At 43.2% G+C, this 18,281-nt stretch carries 16 protein-coding genes and 1 pseudogene; 9 read left to right on the top strand and 8 right to left on the bottom strand.

The features are described 5' to 3' along the window. Nucleotides 1–301: 301 nt before the first annotated feature. Nucleotides 302–1,162, bottom strand: coding sequence for a YicC/YloC family endoribonuclease (locus J8L97_RS13335; RefSeq protein WP_211050341.1), 861 nt, complete (start codon nt 1,160–1,162; stop codon nt 302–304). 169 nt (nt 1,163–1,331) lie between these two features. Here J8L97_RS13335 and rph point away from each other — a divergent pair, with 169 nt between their 5' ends. From rph to J8L97_RS13300, 7 genes are all read left to right on the top strand, one after another. Then, nucleotides 1,332–2,045: a ribonuclease PH gene (gene rph / locus J8L97_RS13330; protein ID WP_210996862.1), complete on the top strand. Its 714-nt coding sequence runs from the start codon at nt 1,332–1,334 to the stop codon at nt 2,043–2,045. Between the two features lie 49 nt (nt 2,046–2,094). Continuing rightward, complete coding sequence (pyrE, locus tag J8L97_RS13325) at nt 2,095–2,739, top strand: orotate phosphoribosyltransferase (RefSeq protein ID WP_192505989.1); 645 nt, start codon at nt 2,095–2,097, stop codon at nt 2,737–2,739. A gap of 368 nt (nt 2,740–3,107) precedes the next feature. Beyond that, nucleotides 3,108–4,490, top strand: coding sequence for a UDP-N-acetylmuramate:L-alanyl-gamma-D-glutamyl-meso-diaminopimelate ligase (gene mpl / locus J8L97_RS13320; protein WP_211050339.1), 1,383 nt, complete (start codon nt 3,108–3,110; stop codon nt 4,488–4,490). Nucleotides 4,491–4,518: 28 nt separating this feature from the next. Continuing rightward, complete coding sequence (locus J8L97_RS13315; protein WP_192505987.1) at nt 4,519–5,142, top strand: flavin prenyltransferase UbiX; 624 nt, start codon at nt 4,519–4,521, stop codon at nt 5,140–5,142. Between the two features lies 1 nt (nt 5,143). Further along, on the top strand, nt 5,144–6,064 hold the full coding sequence (locus J8L97_RS13310; RefSeq protein ID WP_211050345.1) for an ABC transporter ATP-binding protein: 921 nt from the start codon (nt 5,144–5,146) through the stop codon (nt 6,062–6,064). A 2-nt stretch (nt 6,065–6,066) separates the two neighbouring features. Continuing rightward, nucleotides 6,067–6,834, top strand: a complete 768-nt coding sequence (locus J8L97_RS13305) for an ABC transporter permease (RefSeq protein ID WP_211050343.1) — start codon at nt 6,067–6,069, stop codon at nt 6,832–6,834. Then, nucleotides 6,834–7,499, top strand: coding sequence for a tRNA (guanosine(46)-N(7))-methyltransferase TrmB (locus J8L97_RS13300; protein ID WP_211050337.1), 666 nt, complete (start codon nt 6,834–6,836; stop codon nt 7,497–7,499). Before J8L97_RS13305 ends, J8L97_RS13300 begins: the two co-directional genes overlap by 1 nt. On the opposite strand, the gene J8L97_RS13295 is transcribed toward J8L97_RS13300, so the two are convergent. After that, nucleotides 7,496–9,361: a GGDEF domain-containing protein gene (locus tag J8L97_RS13295; protein ID WP_211050335.1), complete on the bottom strand. Its 1,866-nt coding sequence runs from the start codon at nt 9,359–9,361 to the stop codon at nt 7,496–7,498. The genes J8L97_RS13300 and J8L97_RS13295 overlap by 4 nt on opposite strands. A 302-nt stretch (nt 9,362–9,663) precedes the next feature. Between J8L97_RS13295 and panP the strand changes: the two genes are divergently transcribed. Both panP and J8L97_RS13285 read left to right on the top strand, forming a co-directional pair. After that, nucleotides 9,664–11,289: a pyridoxal-dependent aspartate 1-decarboxylase PanP gene (panP, locus tag J8L97_RS13290; RefSeq protein WP_211050333.1), complete on the top strand. Its 1,626-nt coding sequence runs from the start codon at nt 9,664–9,666 to the stop codon at nt 11,287–11,289. A 201-nt stretch (nt 11,290–11,490) separates the two neighbouring features. Then, complete coding sequence (locus tag J8L97_RS13285) at nt 11,491–12,531, top strand: sensor domain-containing diguanylate cyclase (protein WP_211050331.1); 1,041 nt, start codon at nt 11,491–11,493, stop codon at nt 12,529–12,531. A 27-nt stretch (nt 12,532–12,558) separates the two neighbouring features. On the opposite strand, the pseudogene J8L97_RS23540 reads toward J8L97_RS13285, so the two are convergent. The 6 genes and pseudogenes from J8L97_RS23540 to hisI form a co-directional block, all read right to left on the bottom strand. Then, nucleotides 12,559–13,100: pseudogene (locus J8L97_RS23540) on the bottom strand (GGDEF domain-containing protein). Between the two features lie 686 nt (nt 13,101–13,786). Beyond that, nucleotides 13,787–14,803, bottom strand: coding sequence for a tetratricopeptide repeat protein (locus J8L97_RS13270; protein WP_211050320.1), 1,017 nt, complete (start codon nt 14,801–14,803; stop codon nt 13,787–13,789). A gap of 123 nt (nt 14,804–14,926) precedes the next feature. Continuing rightward, entirely contained in the window at nt 14,927–15,295 is a 369-nt protein-coding gene (locus tag J8L97_RS13265; protein ID WP_211050318.1) for an SgcJ/EcaC family oxidoreductase, read from the bottom strand. 12 nt (nt 15,296–15,307) lie between these two features. Then, entirely contained in the window at nt 15,308–16,219 is a 912-nt protein-coding gene (gene folE2 / locus J8L97_RS13260; protein WP_211050315.1) for a GTP cyclohydrolase FolE2, read from the bottom strand. After that, nucleotides 16,206–17,534 carry a dihydroorotase gene (locus tag J8L97_RS13255; RefSeq protein ID WP_211050313.1) on the bottom strand — a complete coding sequence of 443 codons (1,329 nt, stop codon included), beginning with the start codon at nt 17,532–17,534 and terminating at the stop codon, nt 16,206–16,208. The genes folE2 and J8L97_RS13255 overlap by 14 nt, the downstream gene beginning before the upstream one ends. Beyond that, the gene (gene hisI, locus J8L97_RS13250) at nt 17,534–17,962 is read right to left on the bottom strand and encodes a phosphoribosyl-AMP cyclohydrolase (RefSeq protein ID WP_211050310.1); all 429 of its coding nucleotides are present in this window, start codon (nt 17,960–17,962) and stop codon (nt 17,534–17,536) included. The genes J8L97_RS13255 and hisI overlap by 1 nt, the downstream gene beginning before the upstream one ends. Between the last annotated feature and the right edge of the window lie 319 nt (nt 17,963–18,281).

The following is an 18,281-nucleotide window of genomic DNA, read 5'->3' as shown; positions in this document are numbered from 1 at the left end:
CTCTTTACTGATTCGAATATAGAGGCCATTCCCAATTGAGTGATAGCCTACTTTACCCGTTTTGATTAAAGACTTAATTTGCTGAGCGTTGATTTTGTTTGCCATATCATACCTTTACAATAAAAGTGGTGGCAGATTTTTAAAGTTTGGGGCAAATTTTGAATTTTTTCAAAATTTGCCACCATTTCTGCCATCATTTTTTAATTACAAAGAGCAATTCGGGGCAACAGGTTGAAACACGTAAAAATTATAACTATAAGATTTTAAAGACTATTTTAACACTCGGAAACAGCCTGAAACATTACTCGATGTTTTGGATCTGCTCACGCATTTGTTCAACTAATACTTTCAATTCAACCGCTGCGCTGGTGATGTCGGTGTTAATTGATTTTGAGGCAAGGGTATTTGACTCGCGGTTAAACTCTTGCATCATAAAGTCTAAACGACGGCCGCATGCGCCACCTTTTTTAATGATTTTGTGGGTTTCTTTTACATGTGACTTTAAGCGGTCGAGTTCTTCGGCCACATCTTGCTTTTGAGCTAAGTAAATAAGCTCTTGCTCAAGGCGGTTTTCGTCAATGTCGGCTTTTAAGTCTTCTAGCTTGGCATTGAGCTTTTCACGTTGCCATTTGGCGATTTCTGGCATGTGCGTTTCTACAATAGAAACTTGTTCTAAAATTCCGTCTAGGCGGGTGGTGATCATGGTTTCAAGGTTATCGCCTTCGCTGCCACGTGCGGCTTTAAACTCTTCAATGAGTTCGTTAAAGCCTGCAAGTAGGGCTTTATTCACGGTGTCTAGGTCAACTTCTTGTGCTTCCATAACACCCGGCCAGCGTAAAATGTCTACTGGATTGATGTCGCCTTGGCTTTGCTGTTGCACCCACTTTGCACTGTTTATGAGCTGCTCAGCTAAGGTTTCATTAATTGATAGCTCACCCACGTGTGCTGGGTTGGCAGTAAACTTTAAATACACTTCAACTTTACCGCGCTGTAAGTGTTTACGTAGGCGCTCGCGTATTACCGGCTCCATACCGCGAAATTGTTCAGGTGCGCGGATAAAGGTTTCTAGGTAACGCTGATTTACTGAGCGGATTTCCCAAACTCCTGTGCCCCAATCACCTTTAACTTCTCGGCGTGCGTAGGCGGTCATACTATGGATCATGTAAAGTTCCTAATCTATTAACAAAATTTCCAGCAGGTATTATAGCTTAATAAAAAATCAACGCAGCAAGCAATTTTCACTCAATGTCGTTGTTTTGTCGATTTCTACATGGCATCGTAAAGGCTGACCCATTATAATGACTGAAATTTTGACTATTAGGGGAACGTGGATGCGTCCAAGTGAAAGAACAGCAAACCAGATCAGACCGGTAACATTTACACGTAACTACACAATACACGCTGAAGGTGCTGTATTAGTTGAGTTTGGTAATACAAAAGTACTTTGTACTGCAACCGTTGAAGCCGGTGTGCCGCGCTTTATGAAAGGTCAGGGCAAAGGTTGGATCACCGCTGAATATGGTATGTTGCCACGTTCTACGCATACTCGTAACAACCGTGAAGCGGCCCGTGGTAAGCAAGGCGGTCGTACTATGGAAATTCAACGTTTAATCGCACGTGCACTGCGCGCTGCGGTTGACTTAAAAGCCCTAGGTGAAAATACCATTACTATCGACTGTGATGTATTGCAAGCGGATGGCGGTACGCGTACTGCATCAATCAGTGGTGCATGTGTTGCGTTGGTTGATGCACTGACGCACATGCGTACGAAAGGCATGATCAACAATAACCCACTTAAATTTATGATTGCAGCGATTTCTGTTGGGGTTTACAACGGTCAAGCAATCTCAGATTTAGAATACCTAGAAGACTCAGAAGCTGAAACTGACATGAACGTGATCATGACCGAAACCGGCAAGCTGATTGAAGTGCAAGGTACGGCTGAAGGTGAACCTTTCTCGTTTGAAGAACTGGATGAGCTATTAGGGCTGGCTAAGCATTCAATTCGTGAAATTATCGACCTGCAAAAGAAAGCATTAGCATAATCGGTTGTTGTTCAAGTTTAGTTTAGGTATCAGTTAAGTAGGTAAGAATATGAAAGCATATCAAAAAGAGTTTATTGAATTTGCCCTTGAAAAGCAGGTGCTTAAGTTTGGTGAGTTCACCCTGAAATCAGGCCGAACTAGCCCGTATTTTTTTAATGCAGGGTTATTTAATACCGGTCGTGATTTAGCACGTTTAGGTCGCTTTTATGCCGCCGCGCTTGAAGATGCGGGTATTGAATATGACTTACTGTTTGGCCCTGCGTATAAAGGCATTCCAATAGCAACCACCACGGCGGTGGCATTGTCTGATCACTATGACAAAGATGTACCGTATTGCTTTAACCGTAAAGAGAAAAAGCAACATGGTGAAGGTGGTTCATTAGTGGGCTCGCCTTTGGAAGGGCGCATTATGCTGGTCGATGATGTGATCACCGCAGGCACGGCTATCCGTGAGTCAATGGAAATCATTGCCGCAGCAGGTGCTGACTTATCAGGGGTGTTAATTGCGCTTGACCGTCAAGAAAAAGGCAAAGCCGAGTTATCAGCTATTCAAGAAGTTGAGCGTGATTTTGGTACTCAGGTAGTATCAATTGTAAAACTGGCCGACTTAATTGTGTATCTTGAAGAGCAAGGTAGCATGGGTGAGCATCTTGATGCGGTAAAAGCATATAGAGATCAATACGGCGTAGCATAACCGCTGTTTGCGTGAACTGCCAAGCTTAAGTTAAACACGCAAATTAAAAGTTTACACTGAAAAATGCCAGTCTCTGACTGGCATTTTTTTATGGTGTTTTATCATAATACGTTGTTGAGCGGTTGGTGGGCGAAAGCGTTTATAGACAGCGTAAATAGCCACTACTTATAAAAAGCGCTCAGAGAAATCGCAATACACACAGCGATAAATACGGGTACTCATCACTAATTCAGCCAGAGTGAGCTATTCTTGCCGTTTTTGCACAGCTGTTTTGCAGTTAGGTTTATGGTTTGTTGAGCAGAAATTTGGCATAGTAAGCACCTTGCTGAACAGGGCAGCGTAAATCTTTACATAAGGCACACATTTTCATGGTCTCAACGCTAAATAATAACAAGCATATTCATATTTTGGGCATTTGTGGCACGTTTATGGGGGGCATTGCCGCCATTGCGCAATCGCTTGGCTATAAAGTGACAGGTTCTGATCAAAATGTGTACCCTCCCATGAGTACACAGCTTGAAGCACTTGGCATTGAACTCACCCAAGGATACGACGTTGCACAGCTAAATCCCGTCCCCGATGTGGTGGTAATTGGCAACGCCATGAGCCGAGGTAACCCCTGTGTTGAGCATGTGCTTGAAAAAAACATTCCGTATACCTCAGGCCCAGAATGGTTAAAGCACCATTTGCTGCAAGACAGTTGGGTATTAGCCGTTGCAGGGACCCATGGTAAAACCACCACCGCCAGCATGTTGGCGTGGGTATTGGAGTACGCGGGTTTGCGCCCCGGTTTTTTAATCGGTGGTATAGTGCAAAACTTTGGGGTGTCGGCACGAGTGAGCGATACACCGTTCTTCGTGATTGAAGCCGATGAATACGATACCGCCTTTTTTGATAAGCGCAGCAAATTTGTGCATTACTTGCCCCGCACGCTGGTCATGAACAATTTAGAGTTTGATCATGCAGATATTTTTGCTGACTTAAACGCCATTCAAACTCAGTTTCACCATTTGTTAAGAACATTACCCGCCCAAGGTAAAGCCATTTACCCAGCAGACGATACTGCACTGGTTGAAGTGGTAAAGCGAGGGTTTTGGAGTGAGCAGGAAACTTTAAACGGCGATTGGTCGTATAACTTGCTTGAAGCAGATGGGTCACAATTTGAAGTGTGCTTAAACGGCCAAGTTGAGGGGCAGGTGGTATGGCAAGCAATTGGTGAGCATAACGTAAAAAATGCCATGATGACCATTGCCGCGGCGCGCCATGTGGGCATTCCTGTTGGCGTAACGATTGACGCGTTAAGTGAGTTTATTTCACCAAAACGCCGTATGGAGTTGCTAGGGGACGTGAATGGCATCAGTGTGTATGACGATTTTGCGCACCATCCAACCGCGATTAAAACCACGCTGGCAGGGTTAAAAGCCAAAGTGGGTAGTGCCCCTGTGGTAGCCATTTTAGAACCGCGTTCAAATACCATGACAATGGGGGTGCATCAACACACTTTATTGGCATCGCTGAGTGAAGCCGATGAAGCCTATTTGTTTGAGCCTGATAATTTGGGGTGGTCGCTGCGAGAAGAAGCCAGCAAGGCTGGGCGTCAGTGCTTTTCGAGTATTGATGAAATCATTCAGCAAGTGTGTGCGCATGCCCAAGCAGGGCAACATATTTTAATTATGAGTAATGGTGGCTTTGGTGGGTTACATCAAAAATTACTTAGCGCGCTCAAAACAACGCGTATCTTGTCACAATAGTGCGGTTTAATTAATAAGGGTAAATGTCGTGAATAGTTTTAAACCTGCGATTACGCTGGCGTTTAGTGGTGCATCAGGTGCGCCTTATGGGTTGCGATTACTAGATGTATTAGTGGCCATGAATTACCAAGTGTTTGTACTTATTTCCAGTGCTGCACGCGTTGTGCTTGATACTGAGTCAAATGTAAAACTCTCAGGCAATGAGCAAAAAGCCACAGAGCAACTAACGGCCATGTTTAATGCCCAACCTGAACAAATTAAGGTATTTGGCAAAGACAATTGGTTTAGCCCTGTTGCCTCGGGTTCTGCAGCGCCTAAAAAGATGGTGGTGTGCCCGTGTAGTGCTGGAGCTGTTTCAGCCATTGCCATGGGCGCCTCCGACAATTTATTAGAGCGTGCTGCCGATGTGGTTATTAAAGAACGTGGGCAGCTCATTTTAGTACCCAGAGAAACACCATTTAGCTCAATTCACTTAGAAAACATGCTGAAACTGAGCCAGTTAGGCGTCACAATTATGCCTGCGGCGCCAGGTTTTTATCATCAGCCAGAGACCATTAATGATTTGGTTGATTTTATGGTGGCACGCATTTTAGATCACCTCAATATAGAGCATACCCTGACCAAGCGGTGGGGTTATGGAGAACAAAAATAACATGACGGTTGCATTAGATATAAAAGGCTTGAAAAAAGTCTATAAAAATGGCGTTGAAGCGGTAAAAGGCATCGACCTACAGGTAGAGCAAGGAGACTTTTTTGCCTTGCTCGGGCCAAATGGCGCGGGTAAATCAACCACTATCGGGGTAATTGCGTCATTGGTGAATAAAACCGCCGGTGATGTTCAGGTGTTTGGGCATTCTATTGATACCGCCCTTGAAGATGCGAAGGCTGAGCTGGGGTTAGTACCGCAGGAGTTTAACTTTAGCCAATTTGAAACCTTAAGCCAGATTTTGGTCAATCAAGCTGGTTACTATGGTGTACCTAGACAAGAAGCCCATAAACGTGCTGATAAATATTTAGCACAATTGGGGCTACTGGAGAAAAAAGACAAGCAGGCACGTACGTTATCGGGTGGCATGAAGCGTCGCTTAATGATCGCCCGCGCTTTGATGCATGAGCCAAAGTTACTTATTTTAGATGAGCCCACCGCGGGGGTTGATATTGAATTACGCCGTTCTATGTGGACCTTCTTACGTGAAATAAACGAGCAAGGAGTGACCATTATTTTGACCACGCACTACCTTGAAGAAGCGGAACTGCTGTGTAAAAACATTGCCATTATTGATCAAGGAGTGATTGTCGAGAACACCACTATTAAGGCGCTGCTGGCGAAGTTAGACAAAGAAACCTTTGTGCTGGATTTAAAAATGCCAGTACAGCCAGTAGACATTGATGGGTATGCATTTAACTTAACCGATGAGCACACCCTTGAAGTGGAAGTTAAAAAATCACAAAGCCTTAATGAGGTGTTTGCGCAATTAAGTACACAAGGTAATACGGTATTGAGTATGCGTAATAAAGCAAACCGATTAGAAGAGTTATTTGTTGGGTTATTAGAGCAAGGGCGCACGTCATGAGCATTACTCGTTACGGGGTAGCATTAAAAAGTATTTGGATTAAAGAGTGTATTCGATTTTTGCGTATTTGGGTGCAAACATTAGTACCGCCAGCCATCACAATGACGCTCTATTTTGTTATTTTTGGTAGCTTAATTGGCTCTCGTATTGGTGAAATGGGGGGCTTTAGTTATATGGAATTTATTGTTCCTGGCTTAATCATGATGTCGGTGATCACCAACTCCTATTCGAATGTGGCCTCGAGTTTCTATTCGACGAAATTTCAAAAAAGCATTGAAGAGCTGTTGGTTGCGCCAGTGCCGAACTACATAATTGTACTCGGTTATATGGGCGGTGGTATGGCACGCGGCATGCTGGTGGGCTTCATTGTGACCTTGGTATCACTCTTTTTTGTGGATATTCAAATACATAATATTGGTGTGATCGTTGCGACGGTAATACTGACGTCTGCGGTGTTTGCCCTCGGTGGGTTAATTAATGCGGTATTCGCCAACAGTTTTGATGACATTAGTATTATTCCTACTTTCATTCTGACACCTTTAACGTATTTAGGTGGGGTGTTTTATTCGATCACGCTGTTACCGGAGTTTTGGCAAGGCGTTTCACAAGCGAACCCCATTATTTATATGGTTAATGCGTTTAGATTTGGCTTTTTAGGGGTGTCAGATGTCAACATTTATGTGGCATTTACGGTATTATTGGCATTTATTACTGGGTTATTTATCTTGGCGCTTACCTTAATTCGCCGAGGAGTAGGATTACGTCACTGATGACAGAAGCAAATTCGAGAAGTATTGTCTCAAATCAGCCGAGCTTGCATGAAAAGCTAGATGAGATTGTCAATAAGCACCTAACGGCTGAGTTTAAAAAGCCAATTGCGGCGCATACTCAAAAAGCGTTTGATGAAGTTAATGAGCGTGTTCAGGCTTTTACTGGCGGCATTGTTTTAGACTCATGTTGTGGCGTCGGAGAAAGTACCGCTAATTTGGCGAAACTGCATCCAGATGCATTAATTATTGGCATCGATAAGTCGGCACATCGGTTAGACAAACATGATGTTGAATATAAGCAAACGGAGTCAGGACAGTATATTTTGGTGCGAGCCGACTTGAATGATTTTTGGCGTTTGGCTGTGGCGGCCAATTGGCAGCCAACCCATCATTACTTGCTTTACCCAAACCCATGGCCAAAAGCAAAGCACATTGGCCGTCGTTGGCATGGTGCTGGGGTATTTCCTTTTATTGTTAAACTGGGTGGTCGGCTTGAAGTGCGCAGTAATTGGGATATTTACGTTAAAGAGTTTGCGCGTGCTTTACAATTATCAGGGCATCCGACTGCTGTCGAGCCCTATAGTAGTGACGAAGCCATTACCCCCTTTGAACGTAAATACTGGATGAGTGGTCAGTCGAGCACGCGATTAGTCATAAACCTTTAGTGAGTTAGGTTACGTGAGTTTGTTTTGATGTGAGGGGTCGCTTTGCCAATATAGCGACCCTGCATCATACTCACACCCGCATCAATAAAACGCTGAAACTGTGTTTCATCTTGCACGGCCCCCACAATCAATCTTATATCTCGGTCACTACATAGCTTGGCCAAGTGAGAAATGAATTCAAACACTTGATCATCTCTGTGCATATGCGCCGAAATACTTTCATCGAGCTTGATGGCATCGATATTGAGTTTCATAACTCGGCTGACGGTTAATAAGCCACTGCTTACCGCATTGATTAATATTTTCACCCCTTTACTTTTGAGGCCATTAATACAGGTTGCCATTGAATTGAAGTTATTGAGCACCGCCTGCTCATCAAATTCAAAGGTCACCAGTGCAGGTTGCGGGTAACGTCTTAATTCTTGATTAATAAAGTCAATCAGTTGTGGGTCAGTTGCATCTTGATAGCTGAGCTTTAAGCTCCATGCTGTATTGGTTTTTCTGAAGCGAGTGACACATTGCGTCAAAATGTTGTGGGTCATTTTGCCTTCCATACGCGAGCGTGTTACAACTTTTTGATACATATCGGCATTGAGAATTGCACCTTGCTCGTTGATAACACGTGCGGTACAAATGTGTTGCGTAATTTGATTTTTTTGTACGTCAAATCGTGGTGTAAAGTAAGCGACAATACGGTTGTGTTCAAAGGCATTTTGTAAGGTATTGGCCATTGCCAGATGACTCGCTTGTTGCTGTTTCGCCTCTTGGTTGTTGGTGGTGTACATACAGACGGTTTTATTTTGTTGTTTGGCTTGGCGACATGCCACATAGGCGTTGTCTAGCAATAAAGCTTTATTACCTGAGGCGATACCTGCACACAATTGAATATATAGGTGTGGGCTATTTATGACAGGATGCGAGCTTGGAAACTCTCTGATCAAATTATTCAGGTAATGCTCTCCTTTATCGGTGTCGCACATGATCACTAATTTAGAGGTGGCAAGACGGTATACCGGATAAGGATAAGTAAACTCGCTAAAATGGCGCATGACCCGTTGAATGACTTGGTCGCCAATACTCGCCCCATAAAAGCTAATGATATCTTCTAACTCACTAACCCACACAATCGCTAGACTCAGGTGCTGGTTATGGCTTTTAGCCAAATCACGCTCTAAAGCGATGCGATTAGCAAAGCCCGTTCGGGTATCGGAGGTCATGGCTTTACGATAAAGCAACAAGTAGAGCCCAGCGACGAGCAAAGAAATAAAGAAAAAGAAACTGGCGGTGAGCGTTGCCTTTGCCACGCTTGACCTTAATTGACGTTGCACGTTGTCAATGGTGATATCTGCACCGGCTAAGTAAATTGTGCCGTCTGCGCTCACAAACGGCACTAAAATGGTTTTAAAGTAGCCCCACTGGTCTTCAGAGACTTCAAAAACAGGTTCTGTTGAGCGAAATGCCCCTTTATTAATAACGGTGGCTTCTAAATAAGGGTCTAAGAATTGGGTGACACGACCATTTTCTAAATCTTCTTTGGTGAAGCTGGACGATGTAAAGCGCACATATGGCGAGTCGTAGATCATGGTGTAGACATATTCAACACCGAGCGCTTCGCTAAGTTCGGTTAACTTGGCACTGAGTGATTGAAATTGATATTGCTCAATGTTTTCTAATTGGTTATGGAAATCATTACCGACAATAAGTTGTGCGCTTTTAGCCGCATATAATAGGCGCGTATCAATATCATCCATAATGGCTTGGCGTGTTGTATGGTAGGTATACCCAACATAAGCCGCAAGGCTTGCAATAAAGGTAGAGAACCCAATAAATAGCCAAACAACGAGAGAGGTCCTTCTGAGCATATAATTCCCTTTTTAATCCTGTCCCTTAATTTTAAACTTAGAAGCTAAAGCAATGCAAAGGATTGATAGCACATATTGATATTATTTTTACTATTTATAAACTTAAATATACATGTAAATTTCAATAAAGTGTCGTTATATTTAAATGATAATGTCACTAATCATTAAGGTATTTCGCGACTTTTCAGCGTTCAAAGCGAGACAAACCTAGCAACTTGAAGTAAAGTTAGCCATTTCGTCATAACAAACTTACGGGCATTGTGGTAAACGCAATAGATCTGTAGGGGTAATTAGGTAGCAAGATGGGTCCAAAGCGTTGTGCTGTCGCTTCTGAAGAAAGTTTGATGCGTATTTTTACGGTGCCAGAAGCGCCAGATTCGACTCTGAGTAAGATAGAGTTAGAAATCTCTAATAATTTAGCCGGGTTCTTAAATGAGAACATCGCGGCCATAGAGAAGCCTTTACATGAAATAGAAAAGGACTTTCAGGATGCTGTGATCCCTGAAGAGCCAATGTTTGTGTCTGACTATGCGCAGGACATTATGGAGCAGTTGGTTGCCCATTCAGTGCACACTGCCGCACCGAGCTTTATTGGGCATATGACCTCAGCGCTTCCTCATTTTGTGCTTCCACTGTCGAAATTGATGGTAGGTTTAAATCAAAACCTCGTAAAAATCGAAACGTCTAAAGCATTCACCCCATTAGAGCGCCAAGTTTTAGGCATGATGCATCACTTAGCCTATGGTAACGAGGCCAGTTTTTACGATAAATGGATGCACAGCGCGAAAACATCATTGGGCGCGTTTTGCTCTGGTGGCACCATTGCCAACATTACCGCGCTGTGGATCGCACGAAATCGTTTGCTCAAAGCCGATGGCGAGTTTAAAGGCATTGCCGCACAAGGTGTGCTAGCAGGCATGCTGCATTACGGATATAAAGGGTTAGCAGTGTTGGTGTCAGAGCGTGGCCATTACTCATTGGGTAAAGCCGCTGACATTTTGGGGCTAGGGCGAGATAATTTTATTGGTATTCCAACCCGAGATAACAACAAAGTTGACGTCGAAAAAATGCGTGAAAAAGCGTTGGAACTGCAAGCCAAAGGCATTAAGGTATTAGCCTTAGTGGGTGTGGCAGGCACAACAGAGACTGGCAATATTGATCCGTTGAATGAGATGGCAGATCTCAGTACGGAACTGGGGTGCTATTTTCATGTCGATGCCGCTTGGGGCGGAGCGACCTTGTTGTCAGACAATAACCGTTATTTACTCACTGGTATTGAACGCGCTGATTCAATTACCATTGATGCACACAAGCAAATGTATGTCCCTATGGGGGCTGGCCTAGTGTTATTTAAAGACCCAGCGGCCGCGGATGTAATAGAGCATCATGCTGAATATATTCTACGTAAAGGCTCAAAAGATTTAGGCAGTCATACATTAGAAGGTAGTCGTCCGGGAATGGCGATGCTGGTACATGCCTGTATGCGTGTGATTGGCCGTAAAGGCTATGAAATGTTGATTGATAAAGGCATCGACAAAGCGGGTTACTTTGCCGAGCTGATAAAAAATGACCCTGACTTTGAACTTATTTCTGAACCCGAGTTGTGCTTATTAACGTATCGGTATGTGCCCACCCAAATAAAGCGCGCCATTGCACAAGCGGATGAGGCTGAGCGCATTGAAATATATGCAGCGTTAAACCGCTTTACTGCGAGTATGCAAAAGCGCCAGCGTGAAACGGGTCGTTCATTTGTTTCACGTACTCGGTTGACACCACCACAATATGACAATCAACCGACGGTGGTTTTCAGAGTGGTGTTGGCAAATCCATTAACGTCTAAAACAATTTTGAAAGAGATTCTAGCCGAACAAAAAACTTTGGCGCAAACAGATCCCATCTTTAAAAAGTACTTGGCAAAGTACCTGTAGTATTCAGGTATTTTCTCACAATCTAATCTAAGCCAAACCAGCGAATGGTTAGATTGTGCTTAACCCCCCGAAAAGCACACAATAATACGTAAATATACCTTCCATGAATAAAATAGTTCCTACTTTCTTGAATTATTGCGTATGCTTAGTAGAGGTATAAAAAGTGTTTGTTGTGTGTATTCTTAGTGGCTTTGGTGTCTTATGCTCAATGATTTAAGTGAAGTAACGCAACGTTTGAGACGTGTATGTTCTCAAGAAGTTGACGTTTCAGGTAGTTATCAAGCATTTTTACAGGATATTATTGACGAAGGACGAACAACACTTGCGGTTAGCAGGGTCTCTGTTTGGCTGTTTGACGATCATACTCAACCTTGCTTTTTACTCAATGTTGCCAATACTGATTGGTCCAGTAATGTGGATCAAACAGATTATGCAAAATTGAGTTATGAGCGTTATCCTGTTTATTTTGATGCGTTAATGACAGGTGAATCTATCGCTGCCCATGACGCTGAAACAGACGCTCGTACCGCTGAATTCACCGATGAGTATTTACGCCCTAATGGCATAACAACCATGCTGGATACCGTTATTTTTAAAAATGGTGTGCCCCATGGCATTGTTTGCTTTGAAGGCGATGGAGGGCCTCGGCAGTGGCAAATGGCCGAAGTGTCTTATGCGGAAATAATTGCGGATTGTTGTAGCCGTAGGATATTGGTGAGTGAGCTGTGGGCGTTACAACAACAATTGACAGACTTGGCATTTCAAGATGCGCTGACGGGACTAAAAAATCGCCGCTACTTGATGGATTATGCTGATAGAGAAATTAGCCGCCATACGCGAGCGGAATTGCCATTAAGTATGGTGATGGTTGATATTGACCATTTCAAAGCAATCAATGACACCTACGGGCATGAGGTGGGTGACATTGTATTACAGGCTTTCGCGTCGTGTTGTAAACAAGTACTCAGAACCGAAGACTGCTTATGTCGGCTCGGTGGTGAAGAGTTTATTGCTATTTTACCTCACACCAATGCAGATAATGCGTATCATGTTGCTGAGCGTTTACGTATCGCTCTATCACAGGAGCAAATTCGTTATGGCCCTGAGAAAATCATGATTTCCGTCAGTTGTGGGGTGACGCAAGTCAATTTACAACTGCCTTTTAGTCAATCTCTAAAACAGGCCGATCACGCGGTTTATCAAGCCAAAGCTGAAGGGCGAAACCGTGTTGTAAGAGGCTAAAGCACTATATTGCGTTAAAGAAGCACATTACTCATTGTAGAGAATAGTTTTGTCTTTGCCGGTTTCTTTGGCAGTATAAAGTGCTTTATCCGCTCGTGCTTGAATCGCATCAAAGCGTTCATTATTCTTTTGATTAATCGCAATACCGATACTGAGTGTGATGCTTTCATGAATGAGTGCAGGGTGCTGCGTACATTTTTCAGTGAAGACCTGACGAATACGCTCAGCGACTTCTAAAGCATGATGCGTATGCATGGCATAAGTCAGTACACAAAACTTTCTCCTCCCCATCTGGCAACCGCATCACTTTCGCGAATGATGTCTGACAGTGTTTTGCCAGCCAGCTCTAAAACTGTATCACCAACGAGGTGACCGTGTGAGTCGTTTAACAATTTGAAATTATCAATATCAAGCATAAAAATATGTATGTTGCTGTGCTGGCGTGCGCCAATGGTAAGCAACGGCTTTATTGCGTAGTAAAAACCACGTCGATTGTATAGGCCTGTGAGTGGGTCGTGGTGAGCTGCTTTGTCTAATTCAGCGATAAAGCGGCTGGTACTGAGCAGCATTAAAATCGGCGCTCCGACCATAATGCCAACTAAGGCACCTAACCAAGTAATAACAGCCACGGTACCTGTTTGTTTTCCGATAAGAGGCAGCTCACCAAGCGCGCCATTGGTGGTATAAATGAGGGTGGCAATGACTTCAATGAGCACAAGCGATGCTGCCACGCGTGAAATGGTTTTTTCGTAGCGATTATTGTTAGCATAGCGCCATAAGCAATACGCAAAGCTTGTTCGTACTACGATCAGCCAGATACCAATGGTTACGAGGCGCACATCGCGTATCGGCATGACAAAGGTAAACACAACGGTGGATGCAAAAATGGTTATAAAGAGCAGGGAAATAGTACGAGGGGGTAAAGGTTTATTCATAAATTGCCAAGTGCCCGCCAGTAACCAAGTGTGACCAGCAATCAACATGGTGTTATAAGTAAAACCCCTAATGGGGTTCCACTCAGATGAAACAAAAACATTAATTGCGTAGGCAATCGCTAAACAGCTATAACCCAGCGCCCACATTCTGGCTCCCAGAGCTGAGTCGCTCATTTTTCCAATGGCAGCGATCATAACGGCACCAATGAGTGCGGCGAGCGTTAATGCAAACATCAACGTAATATCGTGAAACTCCACTTTTTTAGTCACCTTGTGATTATTTTTATCTGTATCTTATTTTCAGTTGCTTTACTTACTCTCTACCAAGTGCATGATTTGACTGTGTCAAACCAAGGTGCAGTGAATACTTTGTTGGGCACCTTAGCCGGTAAAGTCACACTTAAATTTAACCGTGACGCTAAGTGTTGTTTTATTAATGCTTTGAGGCCACGACTTTCTAGTTGGTAAAACTGTGAAATGAGTTGCTCTTTAGTAGCTTGGTTGATTTTTTCACCTTGCTCAAATTTATAAGTGCTATTTACCCAAAATAAGTAAATTCTTTTTGGTTTATCGGGTAGATCATTAACGAGCTGCGCGATAGGTTCATACAGGCGTTGATAGTTTACAAATTGCTTTTGCAGTAAGAAAACAAAGAGTAAATTGATGCCAGAATTGATATGTCCTGGTTTTTTTCCTTGTAGCTGATGGCCGGCCAATGCAAGTCTAAAATAGGCATTAGCCTGCTCAAGATTGCCGTTATCTAACGCAAGCACCCCCAAATTATTGGTGATTGTTGCTACAGCGCTTTTTTTGTCTAACTTTTTAGCAATATCCAATGCCTCTAAATAGAGTGTCTTAGCTCTGCGATAGTGCTCTTGCCGACGTGCAATAATGGCAGAACTGATTGTTAACCCGATTCTCTGAACAGAAGATGAAGGTTGCTTGAGTGCACACTGAAAAGTGAGTTCGGCCTCTTTAAAATACGATGACTTTCGCAGCCAAATTCCCACCATTCTCAAAATAGCGACGCGCTTTTTTAAAAAGAAAGGGCGTGTAGGGTGTGAAAGCAAGTATTCTATTGATGTACCCGCACGTGCCAGTTGATTGGTGTTAGTGGATGCTCGCGTGTTGATCATATGCCAAAGAATGTGTTGTGGTTGGGTCAACTGGGCAAGATCAAGATTCGCGTCTAATATCTGTAACGTTTGTATTGGGTCAGACGATAGAAAGTATTTTGCTTGTTGCAGCAAATATTCATTCTCAGCTTTTTGGTCACTCGGTGCAGCGGTACACAACTCACAGACGAAAAGGGTGAAAAGAATAAAGGTTTTGTACAATGAAATGTACCCAGTATTAAACAGCGTTATTCAAGTATAGGTTAGCTTGGGATGACACACCAATTAGGGGGCAGGAATAAGAGAAGAGCCTATTCCTGAAGGGGGATGGTCGGCGTATTTATCTTATTGTTCAGGCATTTGTGAAGAGTGATGCTCTACAATAAGCCACTGTGTCTTAATTTTTTGATATACAAAAGTAAACCGTGCTTGTACTTGTCGGTTCTGGTTTAACTGAATATGGTAAATTCCTGAATGAATGGCAATGTTGGTATAAGTACGAACATTACTTTCCACTAAATGAGCTTTGGGCTCATTCTTTAAAAATAGCATGAAGTAATCTTCAAACTCTTGTGGGTTGTGGCGCACCAGATCAGAAATGGTGGGCAGTAAAACCGCGTCGTGAGCGTATAACTCAGTAACGCGTTTTGGGTTGCCGCTTTGTAAGGCTTGGTTCCATTGTTCAAATAAGGTAAGGACCAGTTCGGAGGCCATATTGCTTCCTATTCAATAGTATTTTTGTTCATAAGCGACGGCGTTGTGCGCATGTAAGCTTTCTTGATGCTCTACTTTAAATTGGTAGTCTTTGACAAAGTCCATGCTTTCTAAGTTTGCTTTTAAGCGCCGAGCAGCATCTTCACAAAACATCAAGTTTTTGGCGTTGAGCCTAGCGAATTCTTGTTCATCTTCACGTTTGACAGCGGTTTGTACTGGAGTGCCTATGACTTCTTCAAATTGAAAAATGAATTTATCTAATGGGTTCCATTGCGCTTGACTGTTGTGCTCTAAATGTAAACGCAGATATGCGTAAGAGCGCTGACTATGAGGTGTTGCAATGGAACCATGCTCTGATTGTAGCCACTTTAACAGCTGAGCTTTATCAATGTGTGATTGAGTAAATTGCTTATCAATGGCTTGGGCACTAAGTTGGCGCGATAACGATGCCGAACAAGGGCAAGTGCTTGAATAAGGTATTGTCAGTTTTAGCTCGTAATGAATGTGGCCTTGTTCATTACTGGCGATTAAGCTAATTGGGTAACGCTGTGAACCAGATTCTTGGCTTAATAATGCTGGTTTGTTCAGTGTGATATCAAAGTCTAGCTGTAATTTGGCACAGTCGCTGAGCCCAGCTTGCGATGCAACAGCAAGCCGAAGCAAGGTAGTGATATTGGTTTGATCACATTCTTCAGCACTGAGCTGATTGAGTAATCGATATAGCCGAGACATATGAATGCCTTTGGCTTGAGTGTTAACTAAATTAACAAATATATGGCCTTGCGCACTGGGTTTTTGTGTACCTTGCGCCAAAGTTAAATTCAGTGGCACAGCGATATTTTCCATACCCACCCATTGTAATGGCAGGTTTTTATGACGGGTATTTTGGCTTTGTATATCTGGGAGTGGATTATTGTTTTTCAAAGGTTAATCTCCGTGCGCTAAGCGGTTGTTCTATTATTTCTTTGCCATTGAATACCAGCTGACCATTCACCCATGTGCTGACAATACTGGCGCTAAATTGATGAGCCATATAGGGAGACCAACCACAGTGATAGAGTATGCTTTCTGGTGTGACCGTATATTGCTCAGTTGTATCAACTAACACTAAATCTGCATAGTAGCCTTCGCGAATATAGCCACGGTCTTTAATGTTGTAGCGAATAGCGGGGTTGTGTGCTGTTTTTTCTACCACTTGCTCTAGGGTCATCACTTGGCGATGAACTTGGTCCAATAAGCTGAGTAAGGCATGTTGCACCAATGGCAAACCGGCCGGCGCGTTTGGGTAAGGTACTTGCTTTTCTTCCCACGTATGTGGTGCGTGGTCGGTTGCGATGATATCGATACGGCCATCTTGTAGTGCACTCAGAAGTGCTTGTCGGTCTGATTCTTTTTTGATTGCTGGGTTACATTTTATTTGATTACCAAGACGTGCATAGTCGAGCTCTGAAAACCATAAGTGATGTACACATGCCTCAGCTGTAATTTTTTTAGTGTGAATAGCGCCTGGAGTAAATAAACTCAGCTCTTTTGCTGTTGTGATGTGCAATACATGTAATTGGCTATCAAATCGTTTCGCAAGATTAACTGCATAGGATGAAGAGGCGAAGCAGGCTTCGTCATCGCGAATAACCGGGTGATCTTGAATAACGATGTCTCGATTTAGGTTATCCAGTTTGGCTTGATTCTGTGCTATCACGGGGCCGCTTTCACAGTGAGTGACAATTAAGGTTGGCGCTTCACGAAAAATACCTTCTAATGCCGTGGTATTTTCAACTAATAAATTACCTGTTGATGCCCCCATAAAGACCTTTACGCCACAATGTGTGCTTGAGTCTAAGCGCTTTATTTGTTCTAAATTATGTTCAGTAGCACCCAGATAAAAAGAATAGTTCCCGATACTGCTACGCGCTGCAATATCAAATTTGGCTTCGAGTGCCTCAATGCTGGTGGTCGCAGGCGTAACGTTAGGCATTTCCATAAAACTGGTTATACCGCCTGCCACCGCAGCACGTGACTCACTTGCGATAGTCCCTTTGTGTGTTAGACCTGGTTCACGAAAGTGCACTTGATCATCGATCATACCAGGCAACAGGAATTTACCATCGGCATCTAAGACGGGCTCATTGGCTTTTGGCGTAATTGATAAGGCGATTTTTTCGATGCGCTCGCCGACAATACGTACATCGCTACTGACTATTTGCCCTTCATTGACGAGCTTTGCATTTTTAATAAGCATTATAATTCCTCTACTTTTTGATATTCGCCAGTAACTCGGACATGGTCTTCTTCGACCTTGAGATAAAAACAATGTCGACGACCGGTGTGGCAAGCGGCACCTGTTTGGTGTACTTCACACAGCACGGCATCGCCATCGCAGTCAAATGACAAATTAACGAGTAATTGCACATGACCGCTGGTTTCACCTTTGACCCAATAACACTGTCGGCTGCGTGACCAATAAGTGACTCGGCGGGTGTTTAAAGTGCGCTTGAGCGCGTCGATATTCATCCATGCCATCATGAGTACTTGCTTAGTTTCAGTGTCTTGGGTAATTACCGGAATAAGCCCATCTTGATTGAAAGCAAGCTGAGCAAGTACTTCATCAAGGGGAATTGGTTGCTCTTTGGGATGATATTCAATGGATTGAAAGTACGTATGCTGCATTGCTTTTCCTCATGTCACAAAGTTAGCTGCCAATACTTGTGAATATATCGTTATTTACCTTCAGATAAATAAACGTGTTTAGTGGTAAACGAACATGGCCCATTTACTGGTAATTATTTTTTTATCAGTGCTATGTACTTTCTTAAAGTGAAAAGCGAAGCATCTCCTGAAAGGCGCAAAGCACGTTCAGAGTGCCATCTCTTTATATTTATAAATAGTACAGTTAAATTATGTTATAACATAACACTTAAGGTTTGGAAGTTAAAGTAAAAAGTAGGCACATACTATTTACGATATAGGACGGTATAGCGCTTAAGGT

It is taken from the genome of Pseudoalteromonas sp. MMG012 (genome assembly GCF_018100875.1).
Taxonomy (GTDB): domain Bacteria; phylum Pseudomonadota; class Gammaproteobacteria; order Enterobacterales; family Alteromonadaceae; genus Pseudoalteromonas; species Pseudoalteromonas aurantia.
Note: the sequence above shows the minus strand (reverse complement) of the source record. Positions and strands in the feature narration are given on the sequence as shown.

What these genes read in the sequence shown, in the direction of transcription:
- J8L97_RS13255 (WP_211050313.1), bottom strand. Translation starts at nt 17,534, where the DNA reads ATGCTTATTAAAAATGCAAAGCTCGTCAATGAAGGGCAAATAGTCAGT.
- rph (WP_210996862.1), top strand. Translation starts at nt 1,332, where the DNA reads ATGCGTCCAAGTGAAAGAACAGCAAACCAGATCAGACCGGTAACATTT.
- hisI (WP_211050310.1), bottom strand. Translation starts at nt 17,962, where the DNA reads ATGCAGCATACGTACTTTCAATCCATTGAATATCATCCCAAAGAGCAA.
- J8L97_RS13295 (WP_211050335.1), bottom strand. Translation starts at nt 9,361, where the DNA reads ATGCTCAGAAGGACCTCTCTCGTTGTTTGGCTATTTATTGGGTTCTCT.
- J8L97_RS13300 (WP_211050337.1), top strand. Translation starts at nt 6,834, where the DNA reads ATGACAGAAGCAAATTCGAGAAGTATTGTCTCAAATCAGCCGAGCTTG.
- pyrE (WP_192505989.1), top strand. Translation starts at nt 2,095, where the DNA reads ATGAAAGCATATCAAAAAGAGTTTATTGAATTTGCCCTTGAAAAGCAG.
- J8L97_RS13265 (WP_211050318.1), bottom strand. Translation starts at nt 15,295, where the DNA reads ATGGCCTCCGAACTGGTCCTTACCTTATTTGAACAATGGAACCAAGCC.
- J8L97_RS13335 (WP_211050341.1), bottom strand. Translation starts at nt 1,162, where the DNA reads ATGATCCATAGTATGACCGCCTACGCACGCCGAGAAGTTAAAGGTGAT.
- mpl (WP_211050339.1), top strand. Translation starts at nt 3,108, where the DNA reads ATGGTCTCAACGCTAAATAATAACAAGCATATTCATATTTTGGGCATT.
- J8L97_RS13310 (WP_211050345.1), top strand. Translation starts at nt 5,144, where the DNA reads ATGACGGTTGCATTAGATATAAAAGGCTTGAAAAAAGTCTATAAAAAT.
- panP (WP_211050333.1), top strand. Translation starts at nt 9,664, where the DNA reads ATGGGTCCAAAGCGTTGTGCTGTCGCTTCTGAAGAAAGTTTGATGCGT.
- J8L97_RS13285 (WP_211050331.1), top strand. Translation starts at nt 11,491, where the DNA reads ATGCTCAATGATTTAAGTGAAGTAACGCAACGTTTGAGACGTGTATGT.